This is a genomic window from Vibrio sp. 1F279 (genome assembly GCF_041439815.1).
In the GTDB taxonomy this organism is placed as follows: domain Bacteria; phylum Pseudomonadota; class Gammaproteobacteria; order Enterobacterales; family Vibrionaceae; genus Vibrio; species Vibrio tasmaniensis_A.
Genome location: NZ_JBGOOU010000037.1, coordinates 1 through 23,633, shown reverse-complemented (window position 1 = coordinate 23,633; position 23,633 = coordinate 1). Strand labels below are relative to the sequence as shown.

The 23,633-nt window shown below is 45.5% G+C and carries 37 protein-coding genes; 4 read left to right on the top strand and 33 right to left on the bottom strand.

Annotated features, from left to right (window positions below; genetic code table 11):
- Nucleotides 1-16 precede the first annotated feature (16 nt).
- From ACED60_RS21150 to ACED60_RS20990, 33 genes are all read right to left on the bottom strand, one after another.
- On the bottom strand, nucleotides 17-505 hold the full coding sequence (locus ACED60_RS21150; protein WP_105057268.1) for a phage major tail tube protein: 489 nt from the start codon (nucleotides 503-505) through the stop codon (nucleotides 17-19).
- Entirely contained in the window at nucleotides 498-1,667 is a 1,170-nt protein-coding gene (locus ACED60_RS21145; RefSeq protein WP_371728402.1) for a phage tail protein, read from the bottom strand. The genes ACED60_RS21150 and ACED60_RS21145 overlap by 8 nt, the downstream gene beginning before the upstream one ends.
- Nucleotides 1,667-1,864: a hypothetical protein gene (locus tag ACED60_RS21140; protein WP_371728401.1), complete on the bottom strand. Its 198-nt coding sequence runs from the start codon at nucleotides 1,862-1,864 to the stop codon at nucleotides 1,667-1,669. The genes ACED60_RS21145 and ACED60_RS21140 overlap by 1 nt, the downstream gene beginning before the upstream one ends.
- A gap of 85 nt (nucleotides 1,865-1,949) precedes the next feature.
- Complete coding sequence (locus ACED60_RS21135; protein ID WP_371728400.1) at nucleotides 1,950-2,279, bottom strand: tail fiber assembly protein; 330 nt, start codon at nucleotides 2,277-2,279, stop codon at nucleotides 1,950-1,952.
- A 7-nt stretch (nucleotides 2,280-2,286) separates the two neighbouring features.
- Nucleotides 2,287-3,084: a hypothetical protein gene (locus ACED60_RS21130; RefSeq protein ID WP_371728399.1), complete on the bottom strand. Its 798-nt coding sequence runs from the start codon at nucleotides 3,082-3,084 to the stop codon at nucleotides 2,287-2,289.
- Nucleotides 3,084-3,620, bottom strand: a complete 537-nt coding sequence (locus tag ACED60_RS21125) for a phage tail protein (protein WP_017100933.1) — start codon at nucleotides 3,618-3,620, stop codon at nucleotides 3,084-3,086. The genes ACED60_RS21130 and ACED60_RS21125 overlap by 1 nt, the downstream gene beginning before the upstream one ends.
- A complete protein-coding gene (locus ACED60_RS21120; protein WP_371728398.1) occupies nucleotides 3,617-4,267 on the bottom strand; it encodes a phage tail protein I in 651 nt (216 codons plus the stop codon). The genes ACED60_RS21125 and ACED60_RS21120 overlap by 4 nt, the downstream gene beginning before the upstream one ends.
- Nucleotides 4,251-5,231 (bottom strand): baseplate J/gp47 family protein, encoded by a 981-nt coding sequence (locus tag ACED60_RS21115; RefSeq protein ID WP_371728397.1) that lies wholly within the window; start codon nucleotides 5,229-5,231, stop codon nucleotides 4,251-4,253. Before ACED60_RS21115 ends, ACED60_RS21120 begins: the two co-directional genes overlap by 17 nt.
- A complete protein-coding gene (locus tag ACED60_RS21110) occupies nucleotides 5,228-5,560 on the bottom strand; it encodes a phage baseplate protein (RefSeq protein WP_371728396.1) in 333 nt (110 codons plus the stop codon). The genes ACED60_RS21115 and ACED60_RS21110 overlap by 4 nt, the downstream gene beginning before the upstream one ends.
- Nucleotides 5,557-6,150 carry a phage baseplate assembly protein V gene (locus ACED60_RS21105; protein WP_371728395.1) on the bottom strand — a complete coding sequence of 198 codons (594 nt, stop codon included), beginning with the start codon at nucleotides 6,148-6,150 and terminating at the stop codon, nucleotides 5,557-5,559. The genes ACED60_RS21110 and ACED60_RS21105 overlap by 4 nt, the downstream gene beginning before the upstream one ends.
- Complete coding sequence (locus ACED60_RS21100; protein WP_371728420.1) at nucleotides 6,098-6,574, bottom strand: hypothetical protein; 477 nt, start codon at nucleotides 6,572-6,574, stop codon at nucleotides 6,098-6,100. The genes ACED60_RS21105 and ACED60_RS21100 overlap by 53 nt, the downstream gene beginning before the upstream one ends.
- 10 nt (nucleotides 6,575-6,584) lie before the next feature.
- Complete coding sequence (locus ACED60_RS21095) at nucleotides 6,585-7,109, bottom strand: phage tail protein (RefSeq protein ID WP_371728394.1); 525 nt, start codon at nucleotides 7,107-7,109, stop codon at nucleotides 6,585-6,587.
- The gene (locus ACED60_RS21090) at nucleotides 7,090-7,416 is read right to left on the bottom strand and encodes a hypothetical protein (RefSeq protein ID WP_371728393.1); all 327 of its coding nucleotides are present in this window, start codon (nucleotides 7,414-7,416) and stop codon (nucleotides 7,090-7,092) included. The genes ACED60_RS21095 and ACED60_RS21090 overlap by 20 nt, the downstream gene beginning before the upstream one ends.
- Before the next feature lie 9 nt (nucleotides 7,417-7,425).
- Nucleotides 7,426-7,758 carry a capsid cement protein gene (locus ACED60_RS21085; protein ID WP_210443554.1) on the bottom strand — a complete coding sequence of 111 codons (333 nt, stop codon included), beginning with the start codon at nucleotides 7,756-7,758 and terminating at the stop codon, nucleotides 7,426-7,428.
- Between the two features lie 68 nt (nucleotides 7,759-7,826).
- A complete protein-coding gene (locus ACED60_RS21080) occupies nucleotides 7,827-9,839 on the bottom strand; it encodes a ClpP-like prohead protease/major capsid protein fusion protein (protein WP_371728392.1) in 2,013 nt (670 codons plus the stop codon).
- Complete coding sequence (locus tag ACED60_RS21075) at nucleotides 9,820-11,313, bottom strand: phage portal protein (protein ID WP_371728391.1); 1,494 nt, start codon at nucleotides 11,311-11,313, stop codon at nucleotides 9,820-9,822. The genes ACED60_RS21080 and ACED60_RS21075 overlap by 20 nt, the downstream gene beginning before the upstream one ends.
- Nucleotides 11,306-11,527, bottom strand: a complete 222-nt coding sequence (locus ACED60_RS21070; RefSeq protein ID WP_048663569.1) for a hypothetical protein — start codon at nucleotides 11,525-11,527, stop codon at nucleotides 11,306-11,308. Before ACED60_RS21070 ends, ACED60_RS21075 begins: the two co-directional genes overlap by 8 nt.
- Nucleotides 11,524-13,620 carry a terminase gpA endonuclease subunit gene (locus tag ACED60_RS21065; protein WP_371728390.1) on the bottom strand — a complete coding sequence of 699 codons (2,097 nt, stop codon included), beginning with the start codon at nucleotides 13,618-13,620 and terminating at the stop codon, nucleotides 11,524-11,526. The genes ACED60_RS21070 and ACED60_RS21065 overlap by 4 nt, the downstream gene beginning before the upstream one ends.
- On the bottom strand, nucleotides 13,601-14,071 hold the full coding sequence (locus ACED60_RS21060) for a hypothetical protein (protein ID WP_004733461.1): 471 nt from the start codon (nucleotides 14,069-14,071) through the stop codon (nucleotides 13,601-13,603). Before ACED60_RS21060 ends, ACED60_RS21065 begins: the two co-directional genes overlap by 20 nt.
- A 270-nt stretch (nucleotides 14,072-14,341) precedes the next feature.
- Nucleotides 14,342-14,599, bottom strand: a complete 258-nt coding sequence (locus tag ACED60_RS21055) for a hypothetical protein (protein WP_371728389.1) — start codon at nucleotides 14,597-14,599, stop codon at nucleotides 14,342-14,344.
- Nucleotides 14,556-14,912, bottom strand: coding sequence for a hypothetical protein (locus tag ACED60_RS21050; protein WP_371728388.1), 357 nt, complete (start codon nucleotides 14,910-14,912; stop codon nucleotides 14,556-14,558). The genes ACED60_RS21055 and ACED60_RS21050 overlap by 44 nt, the downstream gene beginning before the upstream one ends.
- Before the next feature lie 11 nt (nucleotides 14,913-14,923).
- A complete protein-coding gene (locus ACED60_RS21045; protein WP_048616576.1) occupies nucleotides 14,924-15,451 on the bottom strand; it encodes a lysozyme in 528 nt (175 codons plus the stop codon).
- Nucleotides 15,432-15,647: an HP1 family phage holin gene (locus tag ACED60_RS21040; RefSeq protein ID WP_048616578.1), complete on the bottom strand. Its 216-nt coding sequence runs from the start codon at nucleotides 15,645-15,647 to the stop codon at nucleotides 15,432-15,434. Before ACED60_RS21040 ends, ACED60_RS21045 begins: the two co-directional genes overlap by 20 nt.
- 201 nt (nucleotides 15,648-15,848) lie before the next feature.
- Nucleotides 15,849-16,487 carry a Shedu anti-phage system protein SduA domain-containing protein gene (locus ACED60_RS21035; RefSeq protein ID WP_210443550.1) on the bottom strand — a complete coding sequence of 213 codons (639 nt, stop codon included), beginning with the start codon at nucleotides 16,485-16,487 and terminating at the stop codon, nucleotides 15,849-15,851.
- Complete coding sequence (locus ACED60_RS21030) at nucleotides 16,487-16,804, bottom strand: hypothetical protein (protein ID WP_371728387.1); 318 nt, start codon at nucleotides 16,802-16,804, stop codon at nucleotides 16,487-16,489. Before ACED60_RS21030 ends, ACED60_RS21035 begins: the two co-directional genes overlap by 1 nt.
- A 62-nt stretch (nucleotides 16,805-16,866) precedes the next feature.
- Nucleotides 16,867-17,448 (bottom strand): Rha family transcriptional regulator, encoded by a 582-nt coding sequence (locus tag ACED60_RS21025; protein ID WP_210464336.1) that lies wholly within the window; start codon nucleotides 17,446-17,448, stop codon nucleotides 16,867-16,869.
- A gap of 290 nt (nucleotides 17,449-17,738) precedes the next feature.
- Nucleotides 17,739-18,323, bottom strand: a complete 585-nt coding sequence (locus ACED60_RS21020; protein WP_371728386.1) for a hypothetical protein — start codon at nucleotides 18,321-18,323, stop codon at nucleotides 17,739-17,741.
- Nucleotides 18,323-18,742, bottom strand: a complete 420-nt coding sequence (locus ACED60_RS21015) for a hypothetical protein (protein WP_371728385.1) — start codon at nucleotides 18,740-18,742, stop codon at nucleotides 18,323-18,325. The genes ACED60_RS21020 and ACED60_RS21015 overlap by 1 nt, the downstream gene beginning before the upstream one ends.
- Nucleotides 18,729-19,598, bottom strand: coding sequence for a helix-turn-helix domain-containing protein (locus ACED60_RS21010; protein WP_017100360.1), 870 nt, complete (start codon nucleotides 19,596-19,598; stop codon nucleotides 18,729-18,731). Before ACED60_RS21010 ends, ACED60_RS21015 begins: the two co-directional genes overlap by 14 nt.
- Nucleotides 19,595-20,215, bottom strand: a complete 621-nt coding sequence (locus ACED60_RS21005) for an HNH endonuclease signature motif containing protein (RefSeq protein WP_371728384.1) — start codon at nucleotides 20,213-20,215, stop codon at nucleotides 19,595-19,597. Before ACED60_RS21005 ends, ACED60_RS21010 begins: the two co-directional genes overlap by 4 nt.
- A complete protein-coding gene (locus ACED60_RS21000; RefSeq protein WP_017078651.1) occupies nucleotides 20,208-20,447 on the bottom strand; it encodes a hypothetical protein in 240 nt (79 codons plus the stop codon). The genes ACED60_RS21005 and ACED60_RS21000 overlap by 8 nt, the downstream gene beginning before the upstream one ends.
- Nucleotides 20,448-20,631: 184 nt before the next feature.
- Entirely contained in the window at nucleotides 20,632-21,180 is a 549-nt protein-coding gene (locus ACED60_RS20995) for a toxin YdaT family protein (protein ID WP_371728383.1), read from the bottom strand.
- A gap of 71 nt (nucleotides 21,181-21,251) precedes the next feature.
- Nucleotides 21,252-21,446, bottom strand: coding sequence for a hypothetical protein (locus tag ACED60_RS20990; RefSeq protein ID WP_371728382.1), 195 nt, complete (start codon nucleotides 21,444-21,446; stop codon nucleotides 21,252-21,254).
- A gap of 124 nt (nucleotides 21,447-21,570) precedes the next feature.
- On the opposite strand from ACED60_RS20990, the gene ACED60_RS20985 reads away from it, so the two are divergent.
- The 4 genes from ACED60_RS20985 to ACED60_RS20970 all read left to right on the top strand — a co-directional run bounded on the left by ACED60_RS20985 (nucleotide 21,571) and on the right by ACED60_RS20970 (nucleotide 23,476).
- On the top strand, nucleotides 21,571-22,233 hold the full coding sequence (locus tag ACED60_RS20985; RefSeq protein ID WP_371728381.1) for a LexA family protein: 663 nt from the start codon (nucleotides 21,571-21,573) through the stop codon (nucleotides 22,231-22,233).
- Nucleotides 22,234-22,402: 169 nt separating this feature from the next.
- A complete protein-coding gene (locus ACED60_RS20980) occupies nucleotides 22,403-22,666 on the top strand; it encodes a hypothetical protein (protein ID WP_371728380.1) in 264 nt (87 codons plus the stop codon).
- 178 nt (nucleotides 22,667-22,844) lie between these two features.
- Complete coding sequence (locus ACED60_RS20975; protein ID WP_371728379.1) at nucleotides 22,845-23,099, top strand: hypothetical protein; 255 nt, start codon at nucleotides 22,845-22,847, stop codon at nucleotides 23,097-23,099.
- Entirely contained in the window at nucleotides 23,096-23,476 is a 381-nt protein-coding gene (locus ACED60_RS20970; RefSeq protein WP_371728378.1) for a hypothetical protein, read from the top strand. The genes ACED60_RS20975 and ACED60_RS20970 overlap by 4 nt, the downstream gene beginning before the upstream one ends.
- Nucleotides 23,477-23,633: the final 157 nt, after the last annotated feature.

Sequence of the window (23,633 nt, the reverse complement as noted above, 5' to 3'; positions counted from 1 at the left end):
TGTCTTAACACCTCTCCTAACTAATACCCGCCGTCCCCATCAAATCCACACCGCCAACGACGGTCTTACCCGTATCGACATTAATGTCGTGAATGACGGTACCCGTATCGGTGAGTTTGTATGCTTTACAGGTACCCTCAATGGTTACGGTTGGCTTTTCGCCCATCTTCACTGCATCTTTTTTGATGTTGGTGATTGGCCCGTACATCGAGTAAACCTCTTGGTACTTCGCCTGATCGGTGTCTTTTCCTTTTTCCGTCACGTTAATTTGAGCGTTATCCATAAAGAAGCGGCCAAGGGAATTTTGGATTTTTTGATGATCACCACGTACTTTAAGCGTCCACTTAAGTGGCTCAAAGCCCACGACATCTTCAGACTCGACAAACGAGCCCTCGTTGGACACCGTCTTGGTTTTAATATCAACCGGAGTGAACTCCACGATTTCGTTCATCAGTGGCACAGATTCAATCTGCGCCGAGAGCCGCATGCGAATACGATCAGCCATTGACGACCTCCTCTAACCACGCTTCGATAAGGCCGTTGTCTACACTCATTTCATAGACCATGTGCTCATTCGGAGCATAGCGACCATAGTTAACACACAAGTACCAACGCCCAGAGGTATAATTCTCTAGGTTGTTTTTGCTTGGGTGCAGGAATGCTTTGAATACTGGGATAACGCCTTGAGCCACCAAGTTTTGGCCCCAGTTCGTTAAACGGTCAACAACTTGATCCATGAACTCTTCGGTAAGCTGCTTACCCATCAGCGGTTGGCTGGTTTCTTCCAGCTTACGCGCCATCAAATCTTCCAAACCGACATGAGAAAGAAAGCGCCCGGTATTAGAGCGGTTACCAATGATAGATATTCCCCCCATTCGTGTGCGAGCAATCGTCACCACACCATGCTTATTCAGGAAATTGGCTTGAGTGGTTTTATCGTTGATTTTGTATGAAACATTACGAGCAGTTTCATCACAAAGTACCCCTCGATTTTGCGGACTCTCCCAGCCTTCAACCGAGGCCATCGCTGCCACCAAAGCAATAGAAGCAGGCATAAGAGATTGCACGCCGTCATAGGTTTTCAAAAACCATGGGTCGATAATCGACAGTTTATCTTGTCCCGTCCCTTCCGAGCCAAATTCAGCGGCAAACTCTGCAGCTGCCATATCATTGGTATTTGGGCCATCAAGAACCGGACGACAGCGAACGTCACGACCAATAAGCGCCAGCTTTTGACCCACGGCTTTCGAGTTAAAGCCTGGCGCCGCAATGATGGTTGGCGTTTCAGCGCACGCCTTAACGGTTTCAAGGCCGGTGATCGCTCCTGTAGAACTGTTTACCCCGCCGATGATATTTGCTTCAGTCACGGATGCGTCCGCATTGGCTTCTACAATCGTGACGTACACAAGGCACTTAACGTATTCAAGTAAGTAGCGAACCACATTAGGCAATGTGCCTTGCCTGGTCCCGACGCTATCAAGCGATAACATCGCATGACTGTAATTCCATAAACGCGTTGGCTCGTTATAACTCAAGCCCGTATTCTTGTTTGGGGCGGTACCAATTAAATGAACCACCTGCAATGCAAGTGGTCCCATGCTTGGTTGAGGCTCAATGGTGTTAACTTCTACCCCATTGAGTTCAAAATCTTGGATTGGCGTGAGCATTACTTGCCCTCTTTTTCCGTGGGTTTAGACGATACTTTGACTTCAATCGCTGGCCCTAATTTCCCGTTTTGAATAAGGAAGGCCGTTTGTTGAGGCAAAAGATGGATAGTTTTTTCATTTGGAGATACCCAACGACCATTCAATCGAAACTCTTTGATGATCGGGTATTCCAGTGTTTTCACTTTTGATTTCTGCACAGACAAACGCTCCAATAAAAAAGCCCTTCACATTGCTGCAAAGGGCTTTGTCTAGATACAAAAAAACCGCCTTATTAGAAGCGGTTTATAGGGTTGGCTTTTCTGGCCAAATGACGTCATTTGGATTGGAAAAGTTTTGGGGTAAATCGCGAAGCGCTTGACGGTACGCTGCAAACGCAAGCTTCTTTTCTTCTGTAATTGGAGCATCACCCACTTGAGTAAAATCCGTCTCCATAAGCTTTGAATGACGCTCAGCTCGAATAAGTTCCCATAGAGCCTCATGTTCAGCCTCTAGGCAAATCTCTGAAGCTCGATCTTCACTAAAGCCCATTTCGATCAAAATGCCTAGTTCTGCGGGCACATTGTAAAGTGTCTCTCCATTAGAATAAGTCAACTCTTTGATATAGTAACTCATGTCGCCCTCAGTCTTTTGTTACATAACGTTTATCGTTATCTAACGTATAAGCTAGACAACGCTCTTCATAGTCAGGGCCAAGAAATGGGTCATCGATATGATACGCCTTAACTTTCCAGTCAATTTCATAATTTGCCGGCGAAGATATTCCTGCTGACACCTCCCCCTCTTCTCGGCTATACCACAGCTGATTATTGAAACTTTTTCTTACGTGATAAGTCAGCCCGCCTCTGAGGTAACACCCACTTCGTAGACCATGCTTTACGACCTGCCCGGAGACAAACCCTGAATATAAAGGCTTAGTATTGTAAATGGGGCGAGCAATACATTTCATGCCAAACTGAACGGCTCGGACAGTTTTTCGGTAGGTTTGAAAAAGTCGTTTGATGGTCAGATAATTTGCATCCCCACTTAATGGGTATCCCGCGCCTTCTATTTGCAGATTTAACCCTGCAATAAAAACATTCCTTGTTCCGAAAGGATCTAGATTTCGGTCTTCCAAGTACCTTCTTGAAATAGTGATTCTTGATCCTCCCTCTTCATTACCTGGCATTTTCCACCAGACGGGATAAAAATAGTCGGTACTCAACCCCGTCAAATCAATCACCGACTCATAGACACTTTGACCATTAATATCTTTTGCTTGAACTTCGCCACGCCAACGCTCAAAGCTATCTTTGGCTTCAACAAATGTTTGATCAATCTCCCCCATTTTACCTGCCACTTCTTGCGACAACGCTTGTGAAGCTGCTGTCTGCTCTGCCGAAGTTCGCTGTAAATCTGTAATCTTTTGTTCAATACTCATTAACCCAGCTCCGTTCTTAGCCGCTCACTCAGCAACAAATGCTGGTGAGCTATTTTAATTTGTGTTGTTCCTAAAGAGATCGTTGCGATAGCAGCGGTCAGCACCTCTTCAGACATCAGTAAATTCACATTCTCGGTCCCGACCTCGATTGTCACGCTGCTGCTCGGCAGTGGCGACACATCCAGTGTGAACTTCTGTAACCAACTCGAATTCGCCGATTTGTATGTCAGTAATGTATTCGGGGCGGAATACACCGCCAACAAAGTACCGGATTCTAAAAAGAACCCCACTTCACGAACTTCATATTCTTGGCTGCCTTTGAATACGGCGCCCATTCTCAATTGTGTTGGGCTGAGCTCCTCCCAATCTAAAATGACTTCGCGTTGAAGTTCGTTTTTCAACGCCTTCTGATCTGTCGTCGGTGTATAACTACGATCACCAACGGCAATGTATTTAATTGCCCCTTTTAGCCCTTGGTGACGAGCGCTAATAAGCTCAGCGAGCCCCGCATCGGTGTATTGCACGATATAACTCATCCTACTGCTCCAAATTCAAAATCAGTTGTAAAAATTAGGCGTGTGGCTGCGCACCAATACAGAGGAGCAAAGCCTGATGATGCTTTAATGTTACCGCTGCAGTGATCGTCTTTCGCAATAACGCTATGTTGCTTCACCGCTGAAAATTCAAACCCAAATTCAGCGCCAAGGGCCATAATGAAATCAACCGTGTCTCGCTCAGACTTAGTGCTCTCAATACGACTTAAGACTCGGGTTGTCGCCGCCTTATCAAGCGGCTGGTTTCGTTGCCATGCGATACATTCAATATGATACGGCGCGTGTCTTGGTTGCATTTGATGCCAAGGTGTCACTTCCACATCACAATCAATCGCATCCAGTGCAATAGACAAACCAAATCGCGTTCCGGCTTTTCGATGAATATCAAACGCCTTATCCACCGTTTTACGTTGACTTTCTAGCGTGTCTTTTGGCTGCCAATCCGTTACACCTCGCTCACCCGCAAGCAAAACCACAAAGGTTTTCTCCGTCAATAAAGGTTGTTTGAGGTTGGGATACGGACAAAAAGTGGATTGAATAAGTTCTGTCCAAGCAAACTCCAAAGCCTCTTCAATAAGAGAAGCATTATTGGGCTGAACCGATAGAAACGCCTTATTCAGATCGGACATTCACCATCACCTCCGTACAATGTGGCGCTTCATCCCAAGCGCACACCACATCCACTGCCGGTGCTTGAACCTTGGCCCGTTTCGCACCCAGCTCATAAAAGATATGGGCCACTTCTTCCCGGTCAATAATGCCGCCAAGCCTTTGTGCTTTTTCGGCAAACTGCCAAGCCACAACGACCGCCGACGCCTTTTCGACCTCATTGTTGGGATCCGCTCCTGTAAAAAGCGTCACTTCAATTTGATAAGGCTTAGGCGTTGCCGCTTTTACCGTGACCTCATCCGACTCTTGCGCGATGTCATCGCGGTTTAGGTATTGTCTTGCTCTTTCAAGCAATGCCGCACTTGGAACACCATTGGGTGATGTGCGGCTTAATAACGCCACACAAACTTTGCCTGAATTAGGTTCTAGCATCCTAGCTTGCGCATCTTTGATAGGGTTAGGTAAGGAGGTTTCAGGAAACTCATAACGCATTACCAGAGCATCTTTTTCAGAATTCACCGTAATGGTGGGCCGCTCTTCTAAAGTCATGGCATGAAAACGATAACCAAGCCGAGTGCCCGTTGTATGAAACTGGAAAGGCGCTAAATCAAAACGCTGAAGCAGGCTTTGATTAGACTCCATGACTGCAGGCTTTGTGGGAAAAACCGTATCATCACTGGCTTCTATGACCTGACGCTTTAAACTGTATTGCAACGCCAACAAATCTACCATTTCGGTATCGGTCACGTACTTACGAAACATCTGCAAAGCTTGATGGTTCTGCTCTCGTATTTCAGCGGTTCGTTTTAAGACAAACGCTTGTGTCACCTGAGCGAGCAGCTCACCTTGATTATTAAAGGCCTCGCGTAATTGTTTCGCTTTATCTTCATCTCGCTGAGCGCAATATTCCACCGCAAAATTGCTGTATTCATCCAGCAGAGATTCAAAGTTAGGCTCACTGAAAGCTTGAGGTTTATTGCTCATAATACCCCTCTTAATTGCAGAGGTTCACCGCGCCATGTTCCCGAGACTTTCACTCTGAATCCATTCAAGTGTGGGATTGCTTGGCACTGAATGCCTTGATAATCCGTTAACCCATTCAATGGGTTGGACAAAGCCTCTAACGTTAGATTTTGAACTATCATGGCTTCGGTGGGTGTCTGCTGCTTTCCCAAACGCGAAACCGCTCGATTTCCAACGCCTCGACGTTTTACTCGTGAACTGACTTCTGTCGTTAGTATCTTTGCAAAACGACAGCTCAAGGCGCTGGCACCGGTTACGGTTTGTCCTGTTTTGGGGTCAATACCAATCATTGTTGTTGCTCCGTTGGCTTGGTTTTCGCAGGACCAGGAAGTATGCCTGGATGCTCGTGTTTGTTATAAATCTCTCGGTCAGCTTGCATCGAACGAGTATGATCAGTGACCTCTCCCGTTGCTTGATAATCCCCATCTTGCCAAGTATCACCATAGATCTTCATGCCCCCTGGATACCGGCAAATAATAGAGCCGTCATCGACGTTATAAAGCTCTGACATGCCGTTACCGTAATCGGTCATCACCTCGTTATCTTTGAGTGTTGGGCTTTGAAAGTGAGTAGAAGGTAACCCCATTAACGCCACGGCATTGTTTAAGCTGTCACCGCTTCCCAAATTAATCAGCAAACATTGCTCGTTAACTGAAGGGCGCCGATAATGGCTGACTCTTCCTGCCGCAAGCACAAAAAAAGGGATCCTCTTTACAAGATTATCCCCTGTCTGAATATCGACGGTGTTTGCCTCTGCTTTCACAACAACACCTAGGCGTAGTAGATTGGCCGAAGCGCGATTGTTCTCTTCTAACTCTTCATGTAATTCAAGAACCTTCTTCTCTAATGCGCTCACATGTTTCATCAGCTTGGTTAGCATGGTGGGAGCCCCCATCAATGTAATGCCAGCTCTCTTCCACTGGGCCTAATCGAATACGCTGTTTCATCGTCACGGTTCGTGCAAACACCCCATTTTTTGGATCAAATTTGCTAGGAAGATTCGACACTACTACCGCACCGTCTAAATCGCTCGACGCACCAAATTGTTGATGCAGCAATTCTCGCTCTACACGCGTTGAAGCGTCCAACGCTTCCAAATCAAACTCATCCATGGAGATAGGCACTTCAACCAAGAACCTTAATTCAATGTCATGAAGGTGACGCCCGTCGTTGGCATATTCATTAACCGGCTCGGCCTCGCCAATGTGATAACTGATGGTGGTGTTGGCCAACTCCACCGCTTGGCGTCGATAAACAGTATCGACCTTAAGCGTAAGCCGCTGCTCTAAGTGATTGACCACCAATAAGACCCACTCACGCGGCGAGCGAAAGAACGTGTTTGAATTCACGATGAAAAAACGCCTCAAATTTACGATTAATATCGGGTAAGTAGTTCTCAACAATCGAATCCACATCATCCGCAATATCGATGTTGACTCTTTCTATGGGAGATCTCGACTTACCGCGCCTTCGCCATACCAAGAGTTCATCGCTATCCATCGGAGAAATAAACGCGCCAGCAAAAAAATGCTCACCCACTCGGACACCTAAGCGGTTTTGAACGGGCTTACCCAGTCGATGAACACCAATCTCACGCACACCAATCCATAGCTTCGACACACGACCGTTTTTGTACACTCGAAATCGCGAACGCAGCGCTTTGTTATCAATACTGAGCTCATAACCAAGCTCTGCCATCGATACCCCTCGTAACCATCGAGAGGTGAGCGAAGCCGCGCGAAGTACTGCTTTCGGAATTTCTTCTGAAAACGCTTCATAACGACGAATAAACTCCGTATCTAAAAGCAATTGGGAACGACTAAAATTCAGACCACTCATGCTGCGCACCTTGGGGATCGAAGACCAGGACGTATTCCCTCATAAGCTGACTCGTCCCGTTGGGACTTTTAGCCGCTGTATTAAACACTAACCGGTACCGTTTATCGCGATAAAGCAAAGTACAGCTTTCAGGGAGCTCAGAATCCGTAGCCAGTAAATGCACTTGATTCACGCCCTTCTCGTGACTTCGGATGTATCCGATCACTTCAATCTGCTTCCCTTGTGGGGTCATCACAAAAAGAGGACGACCAAAACAGCGTTGGATAGATTGACGAATAAGACGCCGAGCCGCTTCAAACTCACTCATCACAACTCATTAAGTCACAAACTCAGTGAGTACGCCGCCAGTCAGAAGCACCCCACCATCAATGAACACCCCAACCGGTTGAGATACGTCCCCCGATGCCGTGGGCTTTGTCTTGGTAAACTCACCGTTTTTAAAGTAAGCCGCTTCGGAGGCAAAGCTCACGCTATCACCGGCTTTAATCGGGCCATCAAAATGACCTTGTGTGTAACACACCACCGTATCGCCAGCTTTCGCCGTAAAGTTGGGCACCACTAATAAAGCTCCAAGTAGACAAGGGACATCTTTCTTAAAACCACCCGTTGGCACGGTCGCCACAATCTTTTTCCCATCGCTTAAACGCATATTGTCACCATTAAAAAAGGGCAAGCCATGCTCACCCTATCAATCAAATCAAACTGTTCTTCCAAGCTTTACTTAAAGACCGCTTGGGCAATACCACGGCGGTCTAATACCTTCGACATTAAGTCGTAAGTAATACGGAACTTGGCACCATCGCTGCTCCAACCGTCGCCCGTTTCTAACCATGGGTCTTGCTGGCCATCTAAGAAGCCCATCACTACCGTATCAAAATCTTTACCTGTCAGCGCCAGTGCGCCATTCACCTCGCTTAAACGCGCAGTTTCAATCACCTTGCCGAATTTTTTATAGGCTGGGTTAAAGGCATCCGGTTTGCTCGCGGTGTTCAAAACCGCTTCAAACATTGAAGCATGATCCGGACTCGCAATCAGGAGCTCACCACGAAGATCTAACGCATCGCCTTGACCCGCTTCACCATCCAGTGGGATGGTGGTTGCCGTCGCAAAGACCTTATGCAAAGCCATAATCATCGCCGCGTAATCGCCTGCTGGAATGTCATTGATGAAATTACCCCAGCCTTTGTCTTTGCCCGCTTTAAATACATTGCCACCATCGGCCATCTTGCCTGCGAGGATAGCGTTAAACATCAGCTTGTCTGACAGACGATAACCGGACTGCATGAATTTACGAGGCACCTTCGCCACTAAGCCAATTTCATCATTAATGATGGCATGACGAGTGAACTGGATTTCACGCCCAAAGGTCGCAAGCTGAATGCGCTCACCGCTGCCTTTTAAGATCGCCGCTTTGTATTCGCCATCTTCCGCTATTTTCATCAAGTCCGGCGCGTCATTAACCATCACTAGCTCAGTTTCACGAAAATCCGTCAGGTTCTCTACGTTAGCCAGTTCACGCCACATCGGGGCTCTTGCTTGCGCTTCATCGCGCATCACGGTTCGGATACCTTCGGTGATGATGTCGCCAAAATCACCGGAGTTAAACGCTCGGTTCACCAATTCATTCTTGGTAATAGCGCTTCGAGCATTCACATCGAGGCAAGCGCGCGCCATATTCAATAATGACTCATGACCGAACGCGTTGTCTTTTTCTAAATCCTCAACACCACAACGTGCATTCAATGCATTTTGCAGTTCGTCTTTGACATGGTTACCGTTACTAAGTCTCATGTGTATAGCCGTCAAATTCGCTTCAGGCTCTTGCTGACCTGCCGCTGATTGGCTACCAATACTTTCTAAAATCTTAGTGGATGCCTGTCCCACTGAGCACGATAAGTCAGCCAGCATTTCATTGGTGAGTGCCTCGCTGACTTTATGTTGAGCACACAACGCACGAATATCTGCTTGGCGTTGGTTCTCTGCTTTTACAGCGTTTTGTAATTCTTCATTTGGTTTCGGCATGTCGCTTACCTGCTTAGGTTTGTCTATTTGAGGTTCATTTGGCTGAGCAGACGCTGCTAAAGGTGTCGGTTCATTCACCTGTTGCGTTAGCGAATTCATCAACTCGGCTGGCGCTTGTTTGAAATTCTTAAAATCAGATTCATCGAGGTTTTGTAATGCGTTACTAAGGTCGACCGCTTCAACCACCTCATCAACAATCCCCCACTCTTTAGCGGCTTGCGCCGTGAACCACGTTTCTTTGTCCATGGCAGTCAGTACCTCTTCAAGAGGTTGACCCGACTTTTCAGCGTACGCTTCAGAAATGGTCTTGGTCGCCGCTTGCAACTGTTGAAACGCTGAGTTGATTTCCTTCTCACCGCCCCACGCTCCGATAGTAGGGTTATGGATCATCAACATGGCATTTTCAGGCATACGGATAGAGTCACAGGCAAGCAGGACATAAGTCGCAATGCTTGCGGCCATGCCATCGACAATGCCCATCACCTTTCCTTTATGCGCCTTCAGTGCGTTATACATTGCAAGACCTTGGTAAACGCTGCCCCCACCACTGAGCATTCGCAATTCAACCTCTTTATTGTTGGCCACTTGCAACGCCGCAATGATTTCCATTGCATCAATATCCCAAGCACTGATATCTCCATGCACCCAAATCTTAATCACATCGGCTTCGTTCTTAAGCGTGTACCAGCTATTCTTTGGTTTTGGCATTGTTTGCCTCTTCTTTTTGATTGTTGAGCTTCACCGCATGAGCAGGGTCCGACGTACTCACGATGTGCATATCGTTCATTTGTTGACGTTCAGATTGAATTTCGCGACGAGTCGACAACGGGTTAATATTACGTTCACGTTGTGCATGACTTAAGGAATGCAAACCTAAACGGGTTCCTTTTTCGACGCCTACCATTTCTTTGCTAGGGTCAATCCATGGCATCACTGGTGCCTGATAGATTGCATTCAAAATAGAGTCTCGCTTAACCCCTGCGGGGATGTTGACTTCACCGGCTAACATCGCCATCTGCAAAGCATGTCGATACTGTGGACGAGTCCAACCTAAAACGAACTTTCGCTGCAACACTCGATAACGACTGAACGAATCGATTAACTCTTGGCGCTGAGCGGAATAACTGCCGTTGCTATAGTCTCGGATTACACTAGAGTTGTTCACTCCCGCGCCGCCACTGGCTAATCGAAGTTGGGCATTTCGAAAAGGGCTGCTCATGGTTTCTTTTCGGTTGTTCTCCACCACCCCTGCATCTTCACCGGGTGCCAGTTCAAACGAGTTTCCCATCCCTAAAAACAAATCGCCGCCGCGATCGAACGCGTCCGTTGCATTTGAATTCAATGTCGGATCTCGTTTTATGTAATAAGCAAAACGACTCGCTATCTGAGCACTAATACGCTCAGATTGGTCGTAATCTTCGATGTCATCGACCAAATCTAAAATGGAATGCAAAAGGGAAATGCCACGGTTTTGATGAAAACGCCGAGTAAACTTTAAATGGCAGACAAACTGCGCATCGACATCAACGAACTCAAACCCTCTTGAGTCTCTCTGAATCAAATAGCTCACAGCCTGCCCGAGCTTGTTTCGCTTGATACCTTCAAACAGTCCCCCTTCAGCTTCCGTTATGTGGGAAGGAATAAAATCAGGCTCAAAGGGTTGCACCGCAAAGGGCGTCTCTGTTGGGTAATTCAAATCACTGTGCTTACCCATGAACATTCGACAAAACACCTCGCCATCACGAAACCATGTTCGACCCGCAAGCCACTCCGTTTCCGCGCGAGAATGTTCAGCATCGATGTTTTGATTTAAAGAAAAGTTCTCCCACCAGGTCATGATCGCCTGAGCGCATTCGACATGCACTTCCCCTTTGTGGTTTAAAGGCTGAGGCTCCACCATGATGCCATTCGGACCAATTACATTGGCGCAAAGCTCATCCAAAATGGCCGTAACAAACGGGTTATTTTCATCCATATGTCGGGCACGTTGATACACCGCTTTCGCGCCTTTGTTCAACGAATTGGCATCGCCTTTTGATTGTTTATTTGTCTTTTTGGTGTGCGGATTACGGGGAAGTGCTGCATTGTATTTATTCAAAAGCCGTCTGTCGTAGGCACGTTCCAACCCTTTCCTAGGACTGAATATGGCCACGAGCTTGTCGAGCAAGTTTTGGCTACTCAAGATAATTTCTCCGTATCATAGAGCGTCGTCCCCCTTGAACTTGCAGAGCGATAATGCGCTGCAAACGCTCTATCTCTTTACGCACCGTCGCTAAACTCGCCAAGGTCAACTCTTCATCTTCTGCCGTCTTCACCGACTGTTGCTGTAAGATTTTCTGTTCGGCTTCGAGGTACCACTGCAAACGTTCTTGATTGGTCGGTATCACTAAACTCATCCGAAAATACCTCTTGAGTGGTTATAACGTTTCTTAGGCTTGCGCTCGAAAACAGGCTGTAAGTCAGCATCAATCACATTCGGGTTAATCTGCCATTCACACGCCCAAGGGGGTGCGCTTTCCCAATGGATGTCATCACCACCAAGAAAGTGCATCCCCGCTTCGGCATACGCGCATAAATCAAAACTTTCGTTACGCGTCTTATCAGGGCAAATCCATTGGCCTTTTTCATCGATGAATTCCGCCGTCAGTTCATAAAACCACTCTCTTTCCGCCCAGGCGGGCAAATGGAAATACCGAGAGCCAAATTCTTCACGGGAATAGCTGGCCACGACACGGTTCTTAAGTCGATTGGTGTGCAACATTAATAAAGGGATCTCGCCATGCGCCAATTTGCTGCGCTTATCTGGGTATGACTCTTTAATCAATGAATCCATATCTTTGTTGCTGGCGCCTTTTACGAGGCGAAACAAATGTGACAACCCTTTAGCTTTGAGCCGGTTATAGAACTGGTAAGCAAAATCGGTCACGGAGGTCTTCTTGCCGTCTTTTTCAGAAGCCGAACCGCCAGAATCGCACAGCGTTAATATCGGTTTCATTACCCGCCCACTGCCATCGGCAACGGGATACGTTTTCTTGATCACCTGCTCGATAAGTAGGTCCCAATCTTCAGCGTAAATGGCAGGGTTAATACGGTCACCATTTCGATGCGGTGTCGTTAAAATTTCAAAGCGGTCGATCACCCAGCGCTGCAGACCTTCGCCAAACACCTGAGCTTGCACCACAAACCGAGCATTGGATTTACCACCTTGAACATCGATACTCATTATCAAGAAGCGGCCACCGACAGGCACCACACCGCGCAGATAAGGATTGCCTTTGGCTTTTTCCATTAGCTCATGAGCACCAATATCTTGCCCTTGAGATTGCAGAATATAAGAGCGCCCCATTCGGGTATTGATGAAGGAGATCAGCGCATCTTCATCACCACTGTCTTCATAAATGGCTTCGGCATTGAGATAACGATACACCAAGTTTTGCCAACTGCTGTAAGCGGCTATCACCCCTTCAAACCAAAACGTGGCCCATTTGGTTGTGCGTATCTCTGATTCGTCTTCAACTAACTCACCGTATTGACTGACCGCACCTTCACGAAACCAATGCCCACTCAGATTCTTCGAATGTTTTTCGACTTCTTCAATACGATGACCACACCTTGGGCAAGCCACATATGCGGTTTGAGACGAGAGCAAAGGATCCCCTTTGTCGTCCCATTTTAAGGTTTCGAATTCTGGTCTAAAGTGCGTATGACAATCGTCACACGACCAATAAAAACGGCGCCTGTCGCCTTGGTTGTACAACGATGCGATGCCGCCACATGGTTGTGCCTCATGGGCTAGTAATTCTTCTTCCGGTTTAGGGTGCCTAACAATACGACCAGGAGAGCTTTCGGCCATCACCATGCCTGAAGATTTGGCGTTTTGAACGCGCATTAACATCAGTTCAAACTTCGAGCCTTCTTGGCCCACTCCATCATCAGCTCTGTCGTAATCGGTCGCGCCGGCATAACGATACGTCGACGCCGATAAGCTGGTTTCTGTTGCAGAATCTAACTTGAGATTCATGCCGTTTTTAAACTTTTTAGACGTTATGTTATCGTCGGACTTTCGCCCCGTTCTTAAACGTGCAATACCTGGCGTCGCTGAAAAGCAGCGGTCTAAATCGGCTTTAGACATATCTGCCGCTTTGGTCTTGGTGCTGTAGATCAGCAGCATATCGCCAGGGGCTTGCGTTACTGTGTAATTAATCCACCCTTCGACTAACGCTTTGGTTTTACCTGAACGAGCAGGGCCAACCACAATCACCGCTTCATAAATGCGCCTTGCCAAACAGTTCATTGGCTCTTTCATATAAGGCACCAATGAGGACAAAAACTTCGTTACGTCCGTCCCATCAGAGATCCACAAATCTTCGTCAGCAGCTTCAATGGGAGTTTTATCGGTTGGTGCACAGAGATAAGCGAGCTCTCGCCGAATCTTGCCCGCATCGGCGAATTGAACACCAAGGCGTGAATCAAACTTGTTCAAGCCCATCAGATACCGCCTTTAAATCAAAATTAAGTAAGCTTTCTAAATCTTCTAGCTGCTGCGTTGTTGCCGTTGGGATCGCCGATTCAATGCGTGTTATCACTTTGTCTTTAAAGCCCTTCACACCTGAAATACAAATGGCTATTTCATTCTCGTAGTCTTCTTTTGCAATGCACTCGTTTGAGTCTTTCTGCAGTGCTAACTTCTCTCGTTCAGACTGAACGTAAGCTCTCAGCTCAGCGGCGGTTTTAAAGCCCATCAAATCGGGAGCATCACTTTCTTTTAAAGGCGCCTTACATAAATAAGGCGTCACCTGAACCACATCATAAAGCGGGGTTTGTCCCTTAAATGCGATAGGCTCAATACCTGCAGACTTAAGCTTTTTGCGGATCGTGGAACGGTGATAATCGAACGCTTCCAACTCGGTTAAATTCCAAAGTCGTTTTTCATTGTTCATTGAAAGCCCTCTTGAATGAGTCTCGTCTCTCCGAGTGTCACGCCCTTATTCGCATTAAGCTGACGTTACCTATTAATGAAGTTCTCTCAAACTCTGCTTGTTCCTTTTTGAATCTGGACTTGCGCTAACATATAAGGAGTTTCAGCAGCGAGCTGAATATGATCATGGCTAACAAGCAAGACAGCGAGGAACCCACGCTTGCACACCCTCGTAAGGAATGAATTACGGGCAACAACGGATAACGGTGGACGACCACCCAAGTAGTAAGTGTTATTTACCCGTATTAGGGAGCGCACTGTCGTAACCGTAAAAGTCACGTAAGTGCTCAATTTGGTCAGCGCAATTGCGCCAGGCTTCTAGCCATATCGGGTCACGTTCTACCGCTTCGCCATAGGTTTGCGGCGGAGCAGTAAAAGGCTGTTGGCAAGAAGTCAGATAAACCGCAGGAGGAAGAACCAACCGGTCTTGGTATTCAGTGATGACCTCAGTGGTAGTACAACCACTCAGAAGAATCAGGAATAGGCACATCTGAACATTCTTCATGAACCAGTACCTCTTTTATTTGGGTCACTGTGCGAATCGTTTCAACATTCCGCTCGGCCTTAGCTAGCAGCAAAACATCAGCTGCCCGTTGCGCTTGCCGAACTTCATTACTTAAGGTTTTAACGGTGATAGAAAGTGACTTATTTTTGTTAAGTGAGTCTTGAAACTGCCCCTGAAGCTCACCGTAGCGCTTTGCTTGCACCTTGGTTAAATCAAGTAGATACGCAGAGAAAACGAAGCTACCAAGCAGCAAAATAACCAAACCTATCAACAAAGCATTTTTGATAGAGAAGTTCATGAAGCCCCTTATTACCAACCGTTCAAACAAGCTTGTTGTTCTAATTCGCGACGTTTCACGATCCCTGAACATTGGCTATCAGGGGCCCTGCAGTTTTTACCGTTAACATAGACCCAACGTGAAAATTCGAGGCACGCTTTTAAAGGTTGGTTTTGGTTAAATAACTTAAGCATGGTGGAACGTTTAAAGTTGCCAACGCCAAGGTTGAACACAAAGCTCACTAGCACATCAAACTGAGCTTGAGTAACGTCAGTGGTTAGGTGTTTATTTACAGAATTTTCGGCAATTTTCACATCAGCGATGAAATTGCGGGCGATTTTCTCTTGGGTCACAGTATCGCCTTGCTTGACACCTTGAGTATGGCCAAGGCCATGAGTCCAGACTTTAGCGCTGCATCGGTAAGCTTGAGTTCGACACCCTTCGAAATTGGCAATATGCCTTAAGCCTTGTTGGCTAGTTCGCAAATCCGAAATTAAGTTAAAAGCAAGCGCGAGCACGACAGCGACTGAACACACACCCTTAGAGATCGCGCTTCGCATAAACTTTCACCGCTTTTTCTGGATTCGCTTTGATTATCTCTACGATCTTTTTTTTGTAATACCGGTTAGTAAAATAAGTCACTATCACAAAAATCAAACCTATTACGCTGACCCAATCTTGCAAAGTCAATGCACCAAAGCCTGCATAGGCCAGAGCACTCAGGTATGAAACGAAAGAACTGATTTTCTCTTGCATATTGCGCTCACAAAAAAGCACCCGGCTTTCACATGAAAACGGGTGCTTTGTCAGTTATAAACAGTAGAAACGAAAAAACCCCGCCGAGTGGACGAGGTTTTCTAATGTAGTAATTATGCACCAACTTGTGTGAATGTCAATGTTGAGCCACTAGATGTATTTTTCAGAATCCATTTACTACTTGATTTAACAAGCCGGAGTTTATGGCCGAGTTGATGGCATCTTGGTTGTCATAAACTCAGTTTCCATATCATCAAGCAATCCATCAAATGTGTTGCAATAGACTGGATGACTATCTATCAATGAGTTTTTTACTCGCCAGAGAAAACGGTCACGGTTATCGCCAGCATCAAGGTTATAGTCGCGGCCAATGATTAGCGCACCATAATATTCAATCTCTTGGGAACCAAACTCAGACTTCATATTCTTAGTATCGTTGTTACGCGCTAAATGCAAATACCAATCAACAACTTGACTGTAGCCATGCTCAAATCTTGCCGCCCAAAAGTATGTATCTGTCTTTTTGTTTTTTTTCACCTGGAAAATCGAGCTTTTCTCTGCATTTTCAAATTCAACAAATGCATAGAACTCAGCCTTTGCATCTGTAATGGCGAAATCTGCTCGGTATTTCCCAATGACCGGAAGCTCATCATTGTAACGACTAGGGTTCTTAACCTGTAAAACCTTTCCCATCAATAAAATAAGCTGAGGACGAGCTTTAAAAAAATCATGTATTTCTTTTTCGCCATATTCATCCTTGGCATCTAAGAACACTTTCAAGTCATCTAGCTGCTTACGACTTTCATCTTCATACAACTCATTCTGAAGCAGTTGAATCATTACGCACGCACCTTAACTAATTCAGGGTTTTCGCGTTGATCTACAAAGCCGACAATCTCAATTGCGTGATCATCTTTGTAACGATAAATCATGCGTAATTTTTTGTTTATTCTTCCAGAATACAAAGTTCTCGAAGCATTCTCGATTTTCTCTCTGCGTAAAGCAAACTCATGCCCACGTTTAAGCTCTTCAACTGCAATCCGAATCTGACGTTGAACCTTAGTAGGTAAGCGCTCAAAAGCAAGCATGGCTTTCATTGATGTTCTCACATCAAATTTTGTGGGAGTTTTCACAGCTTTTTGTTTCTGTTTAATCATTTTTAAACCCTCCTAACTGGCGGTTTGATTAACTTACTATATGTTTATATTACGATGGTTGGTTAGAAATAACCATGCTTTGCACGTTCAATCAGTTGAGTATTGGCGGCTTGGGCGATCTCAACCAGTTGTTCTGAGTTGAAGTAACCGGATTCACTTAGCAAGGCTGGGATTTCTGAACGACTGAAAATCATGGCATCGTTCGGAACGACACTTGTTCCAACCACTTGTCCATATTCCATGATAGTAAGTAATCGAAGTTGCTGAGGGAGCATTGCAGACGTTGGTTGAGCCACAGTTAACTGTTTTTGCATATCATTGAAAGCCCCTATATAGCGCTCTTTAATTTCAGCGGCTCTTTTACCTGAAAACCCCATAACTAAAAACATGAAGCCATCTTTTGTCATTTGAAAAGTTGTATAAGTTTCACCGTTTTGTTCATTCGTATAAGGGTACGCACAAAAATGAGCTGACCTAAATTCTTCAGAACATTCTAATGCCCTTATCTTGCGAAGAACGTTTTTGTGTTCTTTTCCAAAATACTTAGCAATATGAAGCGAATCCGTAACAAGACCGTTGGTACTTGATACAAAAACAAGATCGGATGATGTAGCAGAGGCAATTGGGCTAGATAGAGTTGTCATTACGGACTCCTTGTGAATAATATTTCATCACCACTCAAAGGTCCTAAACTTCGGGTGGCGAACTGAACAAGGTTAGGACTACCGCTCACAAGGTACGGCCTGCCGAAGCAGCCTTGCCCAGCCCACCATAATTTAGATGTGCCGAAGCATACGCATAAAAAACCAGCAAAGAGCTGGCGACATGCGCCTTGTGAAAAACAGGGTCCTAAACCTGACACCGGATTTTGCCGGTGCCTTTTTAGATTAGCCCCGTGAATAGGCGCTTGTCAATCAGGATTACGCCTCTGCTTCTAACACCTTGCCACACTTTCTTCTTGCTCATACCTACCCTGCAACGCCAAAGCGGCTGCGTTGCGTCTATCTACCAAGCGTTTTACCAACTTACCTAAAATCGATTCGTACTTTTTAAAGCGGGAGAAAGTAACGGGTAAGGTTTGGCAGAAGAAAGCAAAGCGGGTTTCTTGTGTCCAGCCTATACGGCCACCATCGCAGCAAGGGCAAGTTCTTCTTGCTCGGTTCTTCGCAATGTACTTACCGCTGCCACTGCATTCGGGGCAAACTTGGCCAAACTGCTGGGTCGCTTCTGCAATAGCTGTCCTGACTAACGCTTCCAATGCTCTATCGGGATATGGACCGCGCCATTTTTCCATCAGCATGTTGGCTTCCTGTAAGGTGATTTGGTAAAGCTTTTTAAGTGCAGGCTTATCTTGCAAATATTCAACGAATAACACCAAAAAACCTACTGGTGCTTCCTTCCAGGCTAGACCAACAATTGCCAGATGTTCATCTTGAGAAAGTACCCCCTTACCGCCAGAACAGGGTTCGTAATTGATCCCTTTTGCATTAAACTTTGTCAGTAGCTTTTCAATTTGCATTACACCTTTGCTCCCAGAGCTGCGACCCTTGCGAATACTGAGTTCTTACGAAACTTCTTAGGATTGGGACGCTCAATCTCATTGAGTGGTTTGACATTAGCTTTATCGGTCAAACGCATCGCGTTTCTTGAGGGGAGCGAGCCAGCCTTAGCTTTATCTGCATACTTCTTCAACGTTTTTCGGTACTTCGCTCTGGCTTCACGTTCGCTTAGCAAGCCTCTACAAACAAAACCCACCTCTTGCGATGTCCAGTACTCGATATCACCCTTTGGTTCACAACGAAGCATTCGAATAAATGCCTCGTCAATATCAACCAGCTCTTCACGTCCCATAGACACAAACTCTGGCAAGCTTGGCGGCCATGCACCCCCTTCCAACAAAGCCTGATTGACTGCACGACGAATCTCACTGGCCGACATCGTTGTAATCGCTTGAGTCCAAGTCGATGGTAGTGCCTGATGCGGCCATTTCGTCCCGTAAGCCTCCACAAACTTGACTTGGATCCAATCTTCCAAGTTCAAAAGAATCACCTTGTCGCCCAATCGATGTGGCAGTGTGTCCGTATCGTTCGAGCAACTCTGCGTTGTATTGCTCGACTCGATTTTTTGGTGCAGCCTGACTTGTTCGAGTATTTTCATGGTCGTCGTTCCATCGTTCTTGATTCAAGTAGGTCGTTAGGTGCAGCTTATCGAAACCAAACTGTCGATTGGCCACGCGAGTTTCTACATCTCGACAGAGCATCTCGGTGAACACTTCCGGAGGTTCACTTTGCGCTGTCACGATACTTTTGAATTTTGCTAACGAGTTCTTCTTCGATTTCTTGGTTGGGTATGCCGCCCAGAGACGGTCAAAGCAAGGTTCAAGTTCACTCGATTTTTTTTGTTTATTTTTTATTGGTTCTAATTGACTGGTTCTATGACTGATTCCGGGTGACATAGGATCACTAGGTTGGTGATCCTGTGACACTACCCCTCGTGATCGTGTGTCACTAGGGGGTGACAATTTGTCACTACCTAAATTTAACTGGTATACATTGCTCGAATTGCCCTTTTCTCCCTTTCGGGTGCGAACTGAAACAAACCCCATTTCCTCTAACGTTTTGATATGGCGCATCACTGTTCGGCGGTCTACCTCGCACATATCAGCAATATATTCATAAGATGGCCAACACACCCCATTGTCGTTGGCGTTGTCAGCTAATTTAAGTAATACGAGTTTACGAGTCGCATTACCGACTTTTAACTGCATGGCTTGAGCGGTAAGGAGCATACTCATCTGACTTTCCTCTCTGCGTTGAAAGCAGCGACTTCGAGCTCTGCGATGGCATGCCCTGTCGCTTTAAGCTCTATTGGCATGTCCTGAACTCGGTTCTGATTCATACGCAGATTGACAGCCAATGAAACGCAGATGAGGTTGTCGGTAGCACAGTTCAGCTTATCCCCATCTTTAAAACGAATCACATGGTTATCCGGTATCTCACCATGTTCACGTTCCCAGACAACTTGATGCTTTGCCCTATAACGCGTTTTGGCTTTTGTGTACGGATCATGCTCTGCTACTTTGACGAGAATAAACCCATCTTTAGAACAAATACGCTCATGCCCTAATGGCTTGCTGTTCGTTGGTTTTTGACCTGGCTTAAAACTTCCTGCGTTTGCCTTGATCAAGCCCTTTGTACCGCTATTCCAAGGCTTGTTCCCTTTTTCTATCTTCCCGTCGCGGCCAGTAAACCAACCTTTGCGTTTACAGCGACTGTTAATTGCAGCGAGCGTCAAACTTGTTCCAAAGCGATGATTAAAGGCCTCAGTCAATTCACGCCGCACCATGGTGCTATTTTCTTTTAAGAATGCGCACTGCGCTTCTGTGTAACGATGTGATTGACCTTTAGGCATGTTTATTACCCTCAATCATTTCGGGTAATTCAATTCGACCCGCGTACTCTGTACGAAACTTCTGAGCATCCAGAGCAAGGCGAGCGTTATCGATGATTTGCTTTGACACTGTGGTAATAGCCTTTGAACGATTAATTTCTTCATTCAATTTATCGTCGGTTATATCCTCATCAGACAGGCGTTCCATTTGAGCAAAAAGGTGGTTATTAAGATCAGCTAACTTGTTTTTCATAACTGCACCCTCGCCTTCATGGTTTGTAAAATTTGCTTGGCTTTACTACGCGATACGACATAACGACAGTTACCGTTATTTGCTATCCACAGCATTTGGCCGTGGTAATTTTGATAAGAAAGACTCATTGCACAAAGTTCTCTTGTTTTGCTAATTAGCGTGGTGAATAAATGCATTCAGGTGGTCAGCCTTTTTGCGCCATCAATGTTTCTAAGTATTTGAGTAATGGATCGTGAGAACCGGCACTCTCTTGTAATTCTCGGTAAGCATCGCGAAGTTGGTCAGACGTAGCATGTTCACTGAGTAAGAGTATCGAGCGGAATGCTTCTGATGACTCTTTACTAAAATCGGCCAGTAATTGGTCACGGTTCGCCATGGCGTGGCTGGAGCCAATAGCCGCAACTGAATACCCAAGCGGGTTTAAGAACTGATTCAATGCCGCTGTTGCCCTAGCTTTAGGCATTGCCGCAATAATGGCTGGCAGTAAGTCCATAACATTAGCTTTGGCCTCTGTGCTTGTTCTGCTGACATAGCGAAATAGATTTTGTGTGTTGTTTGGATTGTTCAAAGCCGACGGTACTTTGAGAAGGTGTTCCCTTTGGCAGTCTTCCTCCTCGTAGATTTTCATCTTGTGATAGAAACGAGAAATGTATTCTGCAATTTGTTCTTTCGTCGCGTTACTTCGCCAAGCGACTACCGCGTTATGCGTAACGCTTTTTAAACTGGGTTGCATGGTTATTCCTTACTGGATGTTTATCCAGAATATTGATCGTCAGCCTTGACCTAAAAAAATTTAATATGATGTTAGAAAATATCTGGCCTCAGTTGATGTTTATCGACTTCTCCATTAGTTATGTCATGTAATTTTTTTGCTAATGAAGCCCCTGGGATTTTGTGTCCAGTAATCACCAAGCGTAAGTACCCTGTACTTGTTTTTAGCTTCTTAGCCATAGATTTTCTTTGCGTATCAGATAACTGACACCAGTATTTTTTATACATTTTAAGCACCTCTAAGGTACATAATACACAAACAAAACGTACCTTCAAGGACATGTACCTTTTAGGAACAAAATCTTAAAGTAACAACATGTTCTAAGTAGCTAAAAATGCTCAGGTAGATGTAATGAAAACTGCAGAAGATATTAGAAGAGAAAATGCACGAACTCTCGCTCAAAAAGTTGGTGGTACTACGGCATTTGCAGACAAAATTGACCGTTCTACAACTCAAGCCAGTCGATTTATGGGAAAAGGCGCCACACGCGCTATTGGGCCAAGAATTGCTCGACACATAGAGAAATCTTTCAACATGCCTGAAGGTTGGTTAGATACAGATCATACTGAAGAGGACCTAAAAGAAGCTTCGACGCTATTCACTTCGACACAAACTAGACGAGTACCTATTCTTAGTCATGTGCAAGCAGGTTCTTGGGGTAAAATCGACTCTAAAGATATTATTTACGAGGAGTTAGACTGGCAAACCACCTCAAGCAATATCAGTGAGGAAGCCTTTGCCATGCGTGTTACGGGCAACTCTATGACCAATCCACACGGTTCCCCGTCTATACCAGCAGGTTCTATTGTAGTAGTTGAACCATGCAACTGCCCTGATAATGGAAAGATTGTCGTAGCTACACTTAATGATGCTCCAGAGGCAACGATTAAAAAGCTAGAGATTGACGGTCCACATAAGTTTTTGGTCCCGCTGAACCCCAAATATGACCCCATCCCAATCAGTGGGAATTGCCGAATAGTAGGCTATGTAAAACAAGTCATTATGAACTTGTAGCAAAAAATCACTCAAGGAAAGCCGCTCACAATAGCGGCTTTTTTTGTACCTTAAATTTATGGAATTCGAATAAAACCCCAAAAATGTACTTTACAAGGACAAATATGATTAGTACCTTACTGGTATATTTCAATAAATAACAATGTACCTAAAGTAAAAAGGAAGTCCTATGACGTATTTATCTCTTACAGCTATCAACAAAACTCTAGAAGGCGCTAAAGCCATTCAATTACATAGAACGAGCTTCGAACACTTCCTAGCTAAAATGCCAAAAAGCGATCCGTTTTATGACGAGCTAGAACAGCTCGTTAAGCTAAGCGATAAGTGCAAGAACTTGGAAGTAAGCGTAGGCACAGAAGACGCCCAAACGATCCATCAGTTCAATGCTCTTTCTGACCAATTGAGTAGTAAGTTGAATGAAATGAAATTTTGAAAGGCTCAAAAAGAGAAAACCCTTATCGGTGACCAAACCAATAAGGGCTTACTTTGTGCAATGAGACTTAGAACTAAAGAACCAAGCCTCGCAATCAGTATATAACTGGCTGACCACCAATTTCAAGTACTTAGACTGATTGCCAGGTTTCACCCAGAAACCAAAGGAACTTTGTGTAATGACGCATTCCCTACTTCGAAACTCTCAGGAAGAGTTTATCCATAAAAATATTCATCAAATATTACTTGGTGAAGGTTACGAACACCATGAAGCAAATCGCGCATGTAATTTCGCAATTGAAACCTATCGAACCACCGCTTCGTTCGGAGGCCGTGGTGGAAAGTGTTTCGACTTTTGCTTAGCAAAAGCTCGCCAGTTACTTTCTCCAATGAAAAAGACAGCGAACTCTCGTAAGCGTAAGGCCGAAAAATGAATGAAGAACGCAAGCGCAAACAAGCTGCTGTTCGTGCACAGCGCCTAAGGGATAAGCGTAAGACCAGTGGCAATAACGATATCAGAGTGACGTTATCACCCAATGAAATGACAAAGCTTGATGATATTTGCCAGCTCTTCGCTTACCCAAGCGAACCTTACACGCAAGTTGAAGCTTTGCAGTCGCTTATTCACCGTGTTCATGCCGAGATACCAAAGATTGAAAGCGATCTCGGTTGCTGCGGTAAGTGTGGTGAACAACTACCACAAGGCTGCGCTAAGTTACGCGAAGGCGGCTTGTTTAATGGGGATGCAATGTGTTGGCACACAACAAACCGAGTACGAATTATGCCACCAGCAAAAGGAGTGGCCCAATGATCAGTTTCGCCGTCTATGCCGTTATTTTTGCGGTGTTTTATGTTTGTTATATGAAAAGTTCAGTTAAGAGAGGAAATTAAAATGGCTAATTCAACGATTAATCTGTAAGCGCGTCATGAACCCCGCATTCTAATTAACCGGCACGAAGAATAAGATC